Genomic DNA, 12,894 nt, shown 5'->3' on the forward strand with positions numbered 1-12,894 from the left:
TACTTGACTCTTAAGTTTGCTGAGTTGGATGCAAATCCAATTCGAAACAACCATTAGCTGCAAATCGAATCCTGGAAAAACATCGCGCATGCGGCGTACAGACGCCGCCTACAGCGTCTGCACGTCCACCACGCCGGCAACCGCCTTGATCGCACCCGCGATCTGCGGCGAGACCTTGAAGCGCCCCGGCAGCTTCATTTCCACCTCGGTCTGGAGGTCGAGCATGATGACGAGCGAGACGTCGCCATCGGCGCCGCCGGATGGCGCGGGCGCGGGTTTGGCCGGCGCGCCCTTCGTCAGCCCGTTCGGAGCGGCGGCTTCGGGCATGTTGAGCCGCCGCGCGATCGAATCCAGTGGCTTGGTGTCGCGAACGAAAATCCGCAGGCCTTTTTGGGTTTTCGCCGCGGCGTCATCCAGCGGCTCGGCATGCAGCACCCGCGCGCGTACGTCCTCGCCCTGCAGTTCGGCGCCGAGCTGCAGCAACACGGCCGCACCCGGCTCCAGCACGTCGCGGTATTGTGCAAGGCCTTCGGAAAACAGCACCGCCTCGAAATGGCCGGTCGGGTCCGACAACCCCATGATGCCCATCTTGTTGCCGGTCTTGGTGCGCCGCTCCATCCGCGACACGACCGTGGCCGCGACCTTGCCGGCGGTCGCGCCGGTTTTGACGGCGCGCGAGAATTCCGCCCAGGACTGCACCCGCAGCCGCTTCAACACGGTGGCGTAATCATCGAGCGGGTGGCCGGACAGGAAAAAGCCGACGGCGTCGTATTCACGGCGGAGTTTTTCGGCCGGCAGCCACGGCTCGATCTGCGGCAGCATGATGGTCGGCGCGTCGGCGGCGTTGCCGAACATGTCGTTCTGACCGATCGTTACGGCCTCATGGCTGCGCTGGCAGGCGGCGAGAACGGCATCGGCGCCGGCAAAGACGCGGGCACGGTTCGAGTCGAGCGTGTCAAAGGCGCCGGCGGCCGCCAGGCTTTCGATCACCCGCTTGTTGATGGCGCGCGGATTGACCCGTGCCGCGAAGTCGGCAAGCGAGGTGAAGACGCCCTTGCGCCGCTCTTCGACGATCAACTCCACGGCCTGGGGACCGACACCCTTCAGCGCGGCCAGCGCGTAGTAGATGGTGTTCTCGCCGACCTCGAAGGTGGCGCCCGAACGGTTGATGTTCGGCGCTTCGACCTTGATGCCGAGCCGCTGCGCCTCGGCGCGAAATTCCGACAGCTTGTCGGTGTTGTTGAGTTCGAGCGTCATCGACGCCGCCAGAAACTCCACCGGGTAATGCGCCTTCATGTAGGCGGTGTGGTAGGACACCAGCGCGTAGGCTGCGGCATGGCTCTTGTTGAAGCCGTAGTCGGCGAATTTGGCGAGCAGTTCGAAAATTGTATCGGCCTGCCCCTTCGGCACGCCGTTCTTGACCGCGCCGGCGACGAAGACCGCGCGCTGCTTTTCCATCTCGGCGCGGATCTTCTTGCCCATCGCGCGGCGCAGCAGGTCGGCGTCGCCGAGCGAATAGCCGGCCATGACCTGCGCGATCTGCATCACCTGTTCCTGGTAGATGATGACGCCGAACGTCTCCTTCAGGATCGGCTCCAGGATCGGATGCAGATATTCCGGCTCCTCGTCGCCGTGCTTGCGCGCGCAATAGGTCGGGATGTTGGCCATCGGGCCCGGGCGATAGAGCGCTACCAGCGCGATGATGTCCTCGAAACGGTCGGGCCGCATGTCGATCAGCGCGCGCCGCATGCCCTGGCTTTCCACCTGGAACACGCCGACCACATCGCCGCGCGCCAGCATCTGGTAACTCGGCGCATCGTCGATCGGCAGCGTCGGCAGGTCGACCTGGATGTCGCGCTGCCTGAGCAGTTTGACCGCGACGTCGAGCACGGTCAGCGTCTTCAGGCCGAGGAAGTCGAATTTCACCAGCCCCGCCGGCTCGACCCACTTCATGTTGAACTGGGTCACCGGCATGTCGGATTTGGGATCGCGGTAGAGCGGCACCAGTTCGCTCAAGGGCCTATCGCCGATCACGATGCCGGCGGCGTGGGTCGAGGCGTGGCGCGTCAGCCCTTCGAGGCGCTGGGCGATGTCGAAGGCGCGCGCGACCACCGGGTCCTCGTCGCGGAACGCCTGCAGCTTCGGTTCGCTCTCAATCGCCTGCGCCAGCGTCACCGGCGCGGCCGGATTTTGCGGCACCAGTTTTGTCAGCTTGTCGACCTGGCCATACGGCATCTGCAGCACGCGGCCGACGTCGCGCAGCACGCCGCGTGCCTGCAGCGTTCCGAAGGTGATGATCTGCGCCACCTGGTCGCGGCCGTAGCGCTGCTGCACGTAGTCGATCACCTCGCCGCGGCGGTCCTGACAGAAATCGATGTCGAAGTCCGGCATCGAAACGCGTTCGGGATTGAGGAAGCGCTCGAACAGCAGCCCGAATCGAATCGGATCGAGATCGGTGATAGTCAGCGAATAGGCCACCAGCGAACCGGCGCCGGAGCCGCGGCCCGGACCGACCGGAATGTCGTGGGCCTTGGCCCATTTGATGAAGTCCGACACGATCAGGAAGTAGCCCGCATAGTTCATGCGGTTGATCACGTCGATCTCGAAGGCGAGACGCTTCTGGTATCCCTCTTCCGTGGTGCCGGGCGACAGGCCGTGAACCTGCAGGCGGCTTGCGAGCCCCTCCCCGGCCTGGCGCTTCAGCTCGGCGGCCTCCTCGGCTTCCGCGTCGGAGCCCGAGCCGGCGCCGACCGTGAAGCGCGGCAGGATCGGCTTTCGCGTCTTCGGCCGAAACGAACAGCGCTCCGCGATCTCGACGGTGGAGGCCAGCGCCTCCGGTATGTCGGCGAACAGCACCGCCATCTCGGCGCGGGTCTTGAAGCGATGATCGGGCGTGAGCTGCTCGCGATCGGTCTCGGCGATCAGCTTGCCGCCGGCGATGCACAGCAGCGCGTCGTGGGCCTCGTAATCGTCATTCGCTGCGAAATATGGCTCGTTGGTCGCGACCAGCGGCAATCCCTTGGCATAGGCGAGGTCGATCAGGCCTGATTCGGCGCGGCGTTCCTTGTCGATGCCGTGGCGCTGCAATTCGACATAGAGGCGATCGCCGAACAGGCTCGCCAGCCGGTCGCAACGCGCTGCCGCGAGCGCGGCATGATCGCCAGCCAGCGCCAGCGAGATCGGGCCGTCGGGGCCGCCGGTCAGCGCGATCAAATCCTCGGCATCGCCTTCCAGCCATTCGAGCTTGATGTGCGGGGATTGATGCACCGGCGTTTCCAGAAACGCCCGCGAGTTCAGCCGCATCAGGCTGCGGTAGCCGCGCTCGCGCGCCGCCAGCAAGACGATTCGCGACGGCGCCGAGGCCAGCGCGTTGCGCGCGTTCGGGTCCTGGTCGCCGAAATCGACGGCGAGCTCGCAGCCGACGATCGGCTGGATGCCGTAGCCCGCCATCTTGTCGGAGAATTCCAGCGCCCCGAACATGTTGTCGGTGTCGGTCAGCGCCAGCGCCGGCTGGCGGTCGGCCTTCGCCAACTCGCCAAGCTTGGCAATCTTGATCGAGCCCTTCAGCAGCGAATAGGCCGAATGAACGTGGAGGTGAACGAATCCGGCACTGGACATGGTCGCTTAACGGGCTCTTGCATCATGGTGGGGAGCGATCGTCAGCACGGATGCGCACCGACTCGCTGCCCACAATGGTGATGCCTTGGCCCTGCGGAGTCCACGCGGAACGAAGCTTCCGCGCCTACCATCCGGCTTTTCCCCAGCCCGTCCGCAAGGCGCGGTTGGTTCAGGTTTCGCACGGTCTCAAAGCTGAGGAATCACCTGCGCCCAGATCGCAATCATCGCGACAAACAGCGTAATCGACGCCAGCGCCGCCGCTTCTTCCACAAACATCCGCAACATCGTCCGACTCCCTACGATATGAGAACATATGAGGAACATTGTTCCTTTTTTGTTCCGGGAGTCAAGGCCCGCTAGTGGGTCAGTTTGACGAATAAACCCTGTGGTTAATTCTGGCCGGCTGACGGTCTAGCGGCGGGGCTCACGGCGCGACGAAATGAAGGACAAAAGCCGCCACAACGCATGTCCCGACGGCAATGACTGCGCCTCTCCGCCGATCCGGAATAACGCCAAGCGTGAGGACCACCATCGCAGCCAGCAAGGCAATTTTGATAAAGGCGTCCATCGCCAGAATATGCGCCTGCCGCCGCCCGCTTTCCAGCCCGTCGCAACAAAAAAGCCCCGGGCGGCGCCCGGGGCTTCTCTGTTTCACAAAGTCTCGCGAGATCAGTACTTCGCGATGACCGGGCCGCCGAAGCGGTAGTTGATGCGGGCGGTGACGAGATCGACGTCCTGACGGATGCGATCGGTGCCGAAGAAGGCGCCGCCCGGCGTGGTGAAGGTGTAGGTACGGTCCTGCATGAACAGGTGATTGTACTCGACGCCAACCGACCAGTTCGGTGCGAAGGCGTATTCGAGGCCAGCACCGATCGTGCCACCCCAACGGGTGTCGTCGCCGGTGACGCCAGCGAGCGCGCCGCCCACAACGTTATTGACGCGATAGGTGTTCGAGGTCACCGCAGCACCGCCCTTGACGTACAGCAGGACGTTGTTGACGGCGTAACCAACCTGGCCAGTGAACAGGCCGAACGCATCGACGTTGGTGTGGTTGCGGAAGGCGGGGAACGCCTGGCTCACGTTGCTGCCCGACAAGTCGGCCCAGTTGCCCTGAGCTTCGAGACCGAACACGAACGTGCCAGCCTGCCAGCGGTAGCCGACCTGGCCACCAACCGTGCCGCCAGTGGCGTCATGGGAACCTTCAGGACCGAAGGGGAAACCGGCATCCCAGGAGTTGCGGCTCGAACCCCAACCACCGTTCGCACCGATGTAGAATCCGGTCCAGTCGTACACAGCAGCAATCATCGGGGGCGCCTTGGTGTAAGGACGCGCAGCGAGATCAGCAGCAACAGCCGGCGCAGCCGCCGCGCCGAGCGCGATCAGACTGGACGTAACAAGCAAAAGCTTCTTCATTCTTTTTATTCCCGTTCCTTTTAGACAGCCCCCAAGGCCGAGGCATGCTCATAGCATCGTTCGCTCGAATTACTGTAACCTCACGGCCACAACGCCCACGAAACAGCCGCAGTGTGAACGCAAGTTAATGTTGTGCCGCAGGCGTTTTTCGAAACTTTGCAATGGAACCCGCTCCAAGACATTCACATTCGCTTTTGCAGCGGTATTGCAATGCGGAACCGCTTGACGGGAGCGCGCCGGTGCGGCTTGTGTCGATGAAATGGAACCGGCGACGCGCGGAAGTACATGAGGAGATTCGAAATGCGTAAAGCGATTCTGGCCGTGCTTGCCGCGAGCGGATTGGCCGCACTCGGCGCCGCGCCCGCCGAAGCGGTCGGTACCCGATATCCGTTCTGCCTTCAGGGAGACGAGTATCCGGGGCTGAGCTACTGCACCTTCACGAGCTACGAGCAGTGCCAGGCGACCGCCTCGGGACGGTTTCTCCAGTGCATCGCCAATCCCTATTATGTCAGCGAGAGCGAACCGCCAATCTCCGGGTATCGCCCACTGCGCGGTCGTCCGCTGCCGCCCGCCCCCGGCAACGGCAGGTACTGATCCGCCCGTCCGGCGCAAATTGCGCTGCGTGCGCGCGCCGCCGACGGATGTTCAACGCGCGAACGTGATTTGACGCGACCATGGGTGGATCGTCAGGTTAGCGACTGGCGATTTCCAAGGGCTGCGGCGGAGGATGCATGCAAAGGGCATTGCTGGCGCTCATGGCGGCGTTTGCCGTCTCGGCAGTGATGCCGGCAGCGGCGCGCGAGTTTCCCTACTGCATCAAGGGCTGCGATTTCGGCGCCGCTGGCGGCGATTGCAGTTTTTCGTCGCTGGCACAGTGCCAGGCGACCGCCTCCGGGCGAGATGCGTATTGCGCGGCGAATCCCTATTTCAACGCCAAGGCGGAAATGCAGACCGATCGGAGCCGTCAATCCCGAAGGAAATTCTGATGCGCGTTCTGGCTTTGTCAATTTGGGCAATCGCAGCCGCCTCGGCAGCGGCGCCGGCGCAGGCACAAACCTACGATCCCAATTATCCGGTTTGCCTGCATGTGATGGGCAGGGTCAGCTACTACGAATGCACCTATACCTCGCTCCCTCAATGCAACATGTCGGCGTCGGGCCGCTCGGCGCAATGCGTGATCAATCCCTATTACGCATATGCGTCTCAAGACCCGTCGGCACGCCGTTACAAGCGCCACCACAGCGGCTACTGAGCGTTATCTGTTTGATTGAGCACCGGGCGTAGCGCGGGCAATCGCTTCCGGGCGAGCCGCCGATCCCGAAGGAGATTTTGATGCGCATTCCGGCTTTGGCAACCCTCGCGATTGCAATGATCTCCGCTTCGGCACCGGCGCGAGCGCAAACCTACAGTCCCGACTATCCGGTCTGCCTGCATGTCTACGGCCCGGTCACTTACTATGAGTGCCGCTACACATCGATCCCGCAATGCAACCAGTCGGCCTCGGGACGTGCGGCGCAATGCGTGGTCAATCCCTACGCGGCCTATCAGGACCGGGCGGTGCGCAAGCGCGGCGTTTACTGAACGCCGCTACTCCATTTCCACGACCTGGCCGTCGACCAACGACACCCGTCGGTCCATCCGGCCGGCCAGTTCCATGTTGTGGGTGGCGATCAGCATCGCGACCTGCGTCGCCTTCACCAACTGCATCAGCGCCTTGAAGACGTGATCGGCGGTGTGCGGATCGAGGTTTCCGGTCGGTTCGTCCGCCAGCAGCGCCCGCGGCGCATTGGCGACCGCGCGCGCGATGGCGACGCGCTGCTGTTCGCCGCCGGAGAGCTCGGACGGCCGATGCGTGATGCGGTCGCCGAGGCCGAGATAGGACAGGATTTCCTCCGAACGCTTGACGGTCTCGGACTTTTTGAGCCCGCGGATCATCTGCGGCAGCATGACGTTTTCGAGCGCGGTGAATTCCGGCAGCAGCCGGTGCGACTGATAGACAAAGCCGATGTCCGAGCGCCGGATCTGGGTGCGCTCGATGTCGGATAATTGCGAGGTCGGCGTACCCGCCACATAGACCTCGCCTTCATCGGGGCTTTCGAGCAGGCCTGCGATATGCAGCAATGTCGACTTGCCTGAGCCCGATGGCGCCACCAGTGCCACCGACTGTCCCGCCCACAGCGCAAGCTTGGCGCCGTTGAGAATGGTCAGCGTCGCCTCGCCTTGCTTGTACTCGCGTTTTATCTCGTGGAGATAGATAACCGGTACGTCTTCCGCCTCCTCGGCCATCTCGTCCTCACTCGTACCGAAGCGCGTCGACGGGATCGAGCCGCGCGGCGCGCCAGGACGGATAGAGCGTCGCCAGGAACGACAGCGTCAGCGCCATGATCACGACCGCGGTGGTCTCGCCGAAATCGACCTCGGCCGGCAGCCGGGAGAGGAAGTAGAGTTCCGGCGAGAACAATTCGGTGTTGGTCATCCAGGACAGGAATTGCCGGATCGATTCGATGTTCAGGCAGATCAGCATGCCGACGAAGAAGCCGGTCAGCGTACCGACCACGCCGATCGCAGCCCCCGTAATCAGGAATATCCGCATGATCGAGCCTTGAGAGGCGCCCATGGTGCGCAGGATGGCGATGTCCTGCCCCTTGTCCTTAACCAGCATGATCAGGCCGGAGACGATGTTGAGCGCGGCAACCAGCACGATCATTGTCAGGATCAAAAACATCACGTTGCGCTCGACCTGCAATGCATTGAAGAAGGTCGAGTTGCGCTGCCGCCAGTCGACCAGGAACACCGGCCGACCGGCCGCCTCCGTCACGCTCTTGCGAAACGCGTCGATTCGATCCGGGTTGGTGGTGAATACCTCGATCGCGGTCACGTCGTCCTTGCGGTTGAAATAGGCCTGCGATTCCGGCAGCGGCATGAACACGAAGCTGGCGTCATACTCCGACATGCCGATCTCGAACACGGCCGCCACCTTGTACGGTTTGATGCGGGGCGTGGTTCCCATCGGCGTCACCGCGCCCTTCGGCGCAACCAGCGTGATGGTGTCACCGGCGTGCAGCGACAATTGATCGGCGAGCCGGCGTCCGATGATGACCCCCTGCCCCTCGTCAAAACCTTCCATCGTGCCTTGCTTGATGTTCTTGGCGATCGAGGTGAGGTTGTTCAGGTCCGCAGAGCGCATGCCGCGCACCAGCACGCCGGCGGCGTTGAAGGCCGAGGACGCCAGCGCCTGGCCGTCCACGACCGGTGCCGCAAGGCGGATGCCGTCGACCTGACTGATGCGCTCAGCGACGTCCTTCCAGTCGGTCAGCGGCGATTCCAGCGGTTGCACCAGCAAATGCCCGTTCAATCCGAGGATCTTGTCCAGCAGTTCCTTGCGAAAACCGTTCATGACCGCCATCACGATGATCAGCGTGGCGACGCCGAGCATGATGCCGAGGAACGAAAAGCCGGCGATGACCGAAATGAAACCTTCCTTGCGACGCGCCCGCAGGTAACGTCCGGACAACAGCCATTCGAAAGGCGCAAAAGGCGGGGTTCGGACTGTCTCGTTCATGGTCTCATGCATTACTCGATAATCCCATGATTCGGACCAAATGTGGCCTTATTGGCCAACATTGCAACCGCGGTGGGTATCTTATCCCGCTATCTTTGCCACCACTTCCGCCGGGCTGAGATTCTCGCGCGAGCCGTCGCTGCGCCGCTTGATCTCAAGCTTGCCCTCGGCGAGGCCCTTCGGCCCGACCAGAATCTGCCAGGGGACACCGATCAGGTCGGCGGCCGCGAATTTTGCGCCGGCGCGCTGGTCGGTATCGTCATAGAGCACATCGACGCCCTTGGCCTGAAGTTCCTGATAAAGTTTTTCGCAGGCGCCATCGACGGCTGCGTCGCCCTGCTTCAGATTCAGGATCACGGCGGTGAACGGCGCCACCGCTTCCGGCCATTTGATGCCGGCATCGTCGTGACAGGCCTCGATGATCGCGCCGACCAGGCGCGAGACTCCGACGCCGTAGGAGCCGCCATGGATCGGCACGTCGACGCCATCGGCGCCGGCGACCAGCGCCTTCATCGCATCGGAATATTTGGTGCCGAAATAGAAGATCTGGCCGACCTCGATGCCGCGCGTGTTGACGCGCTTGTCGGCGGGCACTTCACGCTCGTAACGTTCGGCATCGTGAACGTCCTCGGTCGCGGCATAGACCGACGTCCATTGCTTGATGATGCCGGTGAGATCGCCCTCGTAATCGACATCGTCGGCCGGGATCGGCAGATCGAGCACGTCGCTGTTGCAGAACACACCGGATTCGCCGGTTTCCGCCAGCACGATGAATTCATGGCTGAGATCGCCGCCGATCGGGCCGGTCTCGGCGCGCATCGGGATCGCCTTCAATCCCATCCGCGCAAAAGTGCGCAAATAGGCCACGAACATCCGGTTATAGGAACGGCGCGCGGCCGCCTCGTCGATGTCGAAGGAGTAGGCATCCTTCATCAGGAATTCGCGGCCGCGCATCACGCCGAAACGCGGCCGCTGCTCGTCGCGGAACTTCCACTGGATGTGATAGAGATTGAGCGGCAGGCTCTTGTAGGATTTGACGTAAGCGCGAAAGATCTCGGTGATCATTTCCTCGTTGGTCGGCCCGTACAGCAATTCGCGCTTGTGGCGGTCGGCGATGCGCAGCATCTCCGGACCATAGGCATCGTAGCGTCCGCTTTCGCGCCAGAGATCGGCGAGCTGCAGCGTCGGCATCAACAGTTCCAGTGCGCCGGCGCGGTCCTGTTCCTCACGTACGATCTGCTCGATCTTCTTCAGCACCCGAAAGCCCAGCGGCAGCCAGGCGTAGATGCCCGCCGCTTCCTGCCGCATCATGCCCGCGCGCAGCATCAGCCGATGCGAGACGATCTCCGCCTCTTTCGGATTCTCTTTCAGGATGGGTAGAAAAAACCGCGACAACCGCATGGGACAACTCAAGGAATCAGTGGGATACCGGAAGAGGTGCAGTGAAACCGGATCGGGTGCCAAAATACAAGGCCGGGGCCGGTTAAAAGCGGCCGGAAAGGCGGATTTTGGGCCCGTTTTTGGGCCTCGTGGTCCTCATACATTCACAACGGCGTCATACCCTGCGAAGGCGGGCATGCGGTCGTTCGTAGCCCGTAGGATGGGTGGAGCGAGCGATACCCATCAACTCCAATCACGCGGCAGATATGATGGGTTTCGCTGCGCTCTACCCATCCTACAATTTGTTGCGCCGGCGTCAGCGTATCTGCAAGTCATCTTCCAGCGTGATCTTCTGAAAATCCGTGACCAGCGCATCGATCTGCATATGCCAGCGCCCCGCCAGCGGCAGCGCCACGCCGCGCACATGCCAGTAGCCGTCCGGCCCGAGCACCGCGCGGCGCTCCATCGGCTCGATGCCGCGCTCCGGCAAGCTCAGGATCAGCGTCGCCTCCTTGGCCGGTAGCAGCGCGGCGTCGCCCGTCATCAACTGCAGGACAAAGTCGTTGGCGCCGACCGTGCCCGGCGAAACCAGCACCTGAAACATCGCGGCATCGGTGTGGATATGGACTGCGAGCGGCGTGGCCACGGGAGCAACGGAGGCGCGCGGCGGCGGCGTGAAGCGCCAGCCGGCGACCACGGCCAGGATGCAAATAACGAGAACGCATTCCAGCAGGATCGATCCCAGCAGCGGCCGGGTGTTCTTGTAATCCGCAATGACCGTCGGCGTGGCGACAAAACGGTTCAGCGCCGCAAGGGCGAGCAACAGGACAACGAGGGAAAGCTTGATCGAGAGAAGGATGCCGTAGGAGGTCTCAATCAGCGCGCGCAGACTTCCAAGCTGGATGATCGACAGCGCCAGTCCGCTCAGCACCAGGAGCCCGACAAGCGGCACTGCGATGGCCGAAAACTTCTTGAGCACCCGCGGCAGATCGTCATTGCGTTGATGCGCCAACACCGCCAGCGGCGCCAACGCGCCGATCCAGTAAGCCACGGCGACGCCGTGCAGGAATAGCGACGGCCGCGTCACCCATTGGGGTGAAGCCGTGGCGGCATGCCCGCTGGCCGCCAGCGACAACCCGACGCCCACTATCGCTGATGTGGTCAACACCCGCGAAATCAGGATGCTCGGACTTTTCCAGGCGTACCAGGCGATGGCCATCACGCCGATCGCTATCAACAGCGATGGCCCGAGGCTTGTCGCAAGCGCGCTCGTCCACGGCGCCGACGTCACGATGCCGCCAAGGGGGAGGTTGAGGAGATCGAGACCTTGCAGGCCGAGCGAAGCCACCGCGCTGACAAGACCGACGGCGATCGCGCCGCGGCTGACCGTCGACCCGCTCGGGCCCTGCGCGATCCAGGCCGCGAAGAACGCGCCGCCGACGCCGACGAACAGGCCGAGATAAACTCCGATCCGCGCCAGCCAGATCAGCGCCGCCAGCGGGCTCGCTTGCGCCGCCGGCGCGCTCCCGGTCACGGCGCCGATTGAAAACACCATCGATCCCGCCACGGGATGACCGTCCTGCGAGACCACGCGGTAGCTGACGATTTGCGTGCCCTGCGGCAGGTCATCAGGCAAAACGATCAGCACGGATTGGCCGACCGCGCGCGTGGCTACGTCGCGCGTTTTGCCGGCGGCATCGATGACGCCGATCACGGCCGGCGCGACGCCCTCGTTGAAGTGCAGTTGCACCATCTTCGGAGGTTGTGCCAGCACGCTGCCGTCGGCCGGCTCCGACGACAGCAGCGTCGCATGAGCCCACGCGGCGCTGGCGATGCAAAGCGCCGAAAGCAGCGCGGCAAGACCTGCGAGCACGCGCGCCATCGGGCTTGCTTTACGGTTTTGCGATCAGCTTGAGGCCCGGCGCCGGCGTCTTGCTGTCATGCGCATGGCCGCCTTCCGAGGGAATATCGATCCAGCGGCTGACCCCCTGCTCGCATTCCTGCACCACCGGGAAATACAGCGTGGTATCCGGCTTCAGGCCCTGCGTGAGAAAGCTGGAGAAGACAAATTCATCGAAATTGTCGTCGGCTAGCTTGCCGCCGCTCCACACCACTTCCTTGACGCCTTCGGACAATTTGCTGCCGTGAAACTCGTACTCCGTGGCGTATTTGCCCTTGACCATCTCGAGGGTCCAGCCCGGCTTGGGCATCGGCTTGATGCCGATCACTCCTTCCGGAATTTGCACCCGCAACTTGACCGTCGCCGATCCCGCGCAGCCATGCGGCACGGCAAACACCGCCTTGTAGTACGAGCCGACCGGCGCCTGCCGCTTTTCGAGGGTGACATGCGCGATTGCCGGAGAGGCCGCGAACGCGGCAACGGCTGTGATAACAAAAGCACCTTTTGACATTAGCCGCCCCTATTTCTTGATGCCGGGATGATCGTGCGCCGCCGGGGCCTGTGCACCGACGCCCTGCACGTCGAACGACAGCGCGACCTTGCCGGCCTTCTCGAATTCGAGCGTGATCGGCACCTTGTCGCCCTGCTTGAAGGGCTGCTTGAGATCCATCAGCATCAAATGGTAACCGCCCGGCGCCAGCTTGACGGTCTTGCCGGGCTCGATCACGAGGCCCTTGTCCAGCGGACGCATGGTCATGACGCCGTTGTTCATCGCCATTTCGTGAATTTCGACCTTGCCCGCGATATCGCCGGCCCCGCTGATCAGCCGGTCCGGCGCCGCGCCCTTGTTTTCGATCGTGAGAAAGCCGCCCGCAATCTTCGCGCCGCCGGGCGTCGCGCGGCTCCAGGGCTGCGTAATGACAAGATCGCCGGCCTTGACCTCCTGGGCGTGCGCGGGCGCACCCAGGACAGCAAGCAAGGCGGCGAAGGCGAAGAATTGCAGAACAGGTTTCATCGTATG

At 63.2% G+C, this 12,894-nt stretch carries 13 protein-coding genes; 5 read left to right on the plus strand and 8 right to left on the minus strand.

Going from position 1 to position 12,894, the window contains the following annotated elements:
* Positions 1 to 108 precede the first annotated feature (108 nt).
* The gene (gene dnaE, locus ACPPVP_RS25175; protein WP_426525489.1) at positions 109 to 3,618 is read right to left on the minus strand and encodes a DNA polymerase III subunit alpha; all 3,510 of its coding nucleotides are present in this window, start codon (positions 3,616 to 3,618) and stop codon (positions 109 to 111) included.
* Positions 3,619 to 4,057: 439 nt separating this feature from the next.
* Between dnaE and ACPPVP_RS25180 the strand changes: the two genes are divergently transcribed.
* On the plus strand, positions 4,058 to 4,324 hold the full coding sequence (locus tag ACPPVP_RS25180; protein WP_426525490.1) for a hypothetical protein: 267 nt from the start codon (positions 4,058 to 4,060) through the stop codon (positions 4,322 to 4,324).
* On the opposite strand, the gene ACPPVP_RS25185 is transcribed toward ACPPVP_RS25180, so the two are convergent.
* Positions 4,288 to 5,031, minus strand: coding sequence for an outer membrane protein (locus ACPPVP_RS25185; protein ID WP_426525492.1), 744 nt, complete (start codon positions 5,029 to 5,031; stop codon positions 4,288 to 4,290). The genes ACPPVP_RS25180 and ACPPVP_RS25185 overlap by 37 nt on opposite strands.
* 300 nt (positions 5,032 to 5,331) lie before the next feature.
* Here ACPPVP_RS25185 and ACPPVP_RS25190 point away from each other — a divergent pair, with 300 nt between their 5' ends.
* The 4 genes from ACPPVP_RS25190 to ACPPVP_RS25205 all read left to right on the plus strand — a co-directional run bounded on the left by ACPPVP_RS25190 (position 5,332) and on the right by ACPPVP_RS25205 (position 6,612).
* Positions 5,332 to 5,625 carry a DUF3551 domain-containing protein gene (locus ACPPVP_RS25190; RefSeq protein ID WP_426525494.1) on the plus strand — a complete coding sequence of 98 codons (294 nt, stop codon included), beginning with the start codon at positions 5,332 to 5,334 and terminating at the stop codon, positions 5,623 to 5,625.
* Positions 5,626 to 5,762: 137 nt separating this feature from the next.
* Complete coding sequence (locus ACPPVP_RS25195; RefSeq protein WP_426525495.1) at positions 5,763 to 6,017, plus strand: DUF3551 domain-containing protein; 255 nt, start codon at positions 5,763 to 5,765, stop codon at positions 6,015 to 6,017.
* The gene (locus ACPPVP_RS25200; protein ID WP_426525497.1) at positions 6,017 to 6,283 is read left to right on the plus strand and encodes a DUF3551 domain-containing protein; all 267 of its coding nucleotides are present in this window, start codon (positions 6,017 to 6,019) and stop codon (positions 6,281 to 6,283) included. Before ACPPVP_RS25195 ends, ACPPVP_RS25200 begins: the two co-directional genes overlap by 1 nt.
* An 80-nt stretch (positions 6,284 to 6,363) precedes the next feature.
* Positions 6,364 to 6,612 (plus strand): DUF3551 domain-containing protein, encoded by a 249-nt coding sequence (locus tag ACPPVP_RS25205; protein ID WP_426525498.1) that lies wholly within the window; start codon positions 6,364 to 6,366, stop codon positions 6,610 to 6,612.
* Between the two features lie 6 nt (positions 6,613 to 6,618).
* On the opposite strand, the gene ACPPVP_RS25210 is transcribed toward ACPPVP_RS25205, so the two are convergent.
* The 6 genes from ACPPVP_RS25210 to ACPPVP_RS25235 form a co-directional block, all read right to left on the minus strand.
* Entirely contained in the window at positions 6,619 to 7,317 is a 699-nt protein-coding gene (locus tag ACPPVP_RS25210; protein WP_426525500.1) for an ABC transporter ATP-binding protein, read from the minus strand.
* A gap of 7 nt (positions 7,318 to 7,324) precedes the next feature.
* Positions 7,325 to 8,605 carry a lipoprotein-releasing ABC transporter permease subunit gene (locus tag ACPPVP_RS25215; RefSeq protein WP_426525502.1) on the minus strand — a complete coding sequence of 427 codons (1,281 nt, stop codon included), beginning with the start codon at positions 8,603 to 8,605 and terminating at the stop codon, positions 7,325 to 7,327.
* Between the two features lie 69 nt (positions 8,606 to 8,674).
* Complete coding sequence (gene proS / locus ACPPVP_RS25220; RefSeq protein WP_426525504.1) at positions 8,675 to 9,994, minus strand: proline--tRNA ligase; 1,320 nt, start codon at positions 9,992 to 9,994, stop codon at positions 8,675 to 8,677.
* 295 nt (positions 9,995 to 10,289) lie between these two features.
* Positions 10,290 to 11,855, minus strand: coding sequence for a copper resistance CopC/CopD family protein (locus tag ACPPVP_RS25225; protein ID WP_426525506.1), 1,566 nt, complete (start codon positions 11,853 to 11,855; stop codon positions 10,290 to 10,292).
* Between the two features lie 10 nt (positions 11,856 to 11,865).
* Positions 11,866 to 12,384: a YcnI family protein gene (locus ACPPVP_RS25230; RefSeq protein WP_426525508.1), complete on the minus strand. Its 519-nt coding sequence runs from the start codon at positions 12,382 to 12,384 to the stop codon at positions 11,866 to 11,868.
* 9 nt (positions 12,385 to 12,393) lie between these two features.
* A complete protein-coding gene (locus tag ACPPVP_RS25235; RefSeq protein ID WP_426525510.1) occupies positions 12,394 to 12,888 on the minus strand; it encodes a copper chaperone PCu(A)C in 495 nt (164 codons plus the stop codon).
* Positions 12,889 to 12,894: the final 6 nt, after the last annotated feature.

Source organism: Bradyrhizobium sp. McL0615 (genome assembly GCF_049993905.1).
Taxonomy (GTDB): Bacteria; Pseudomonadota; Alphaproteobacteria; order Rhizobiales; family Xanthobacteraceae; genus Bradyrhizobium.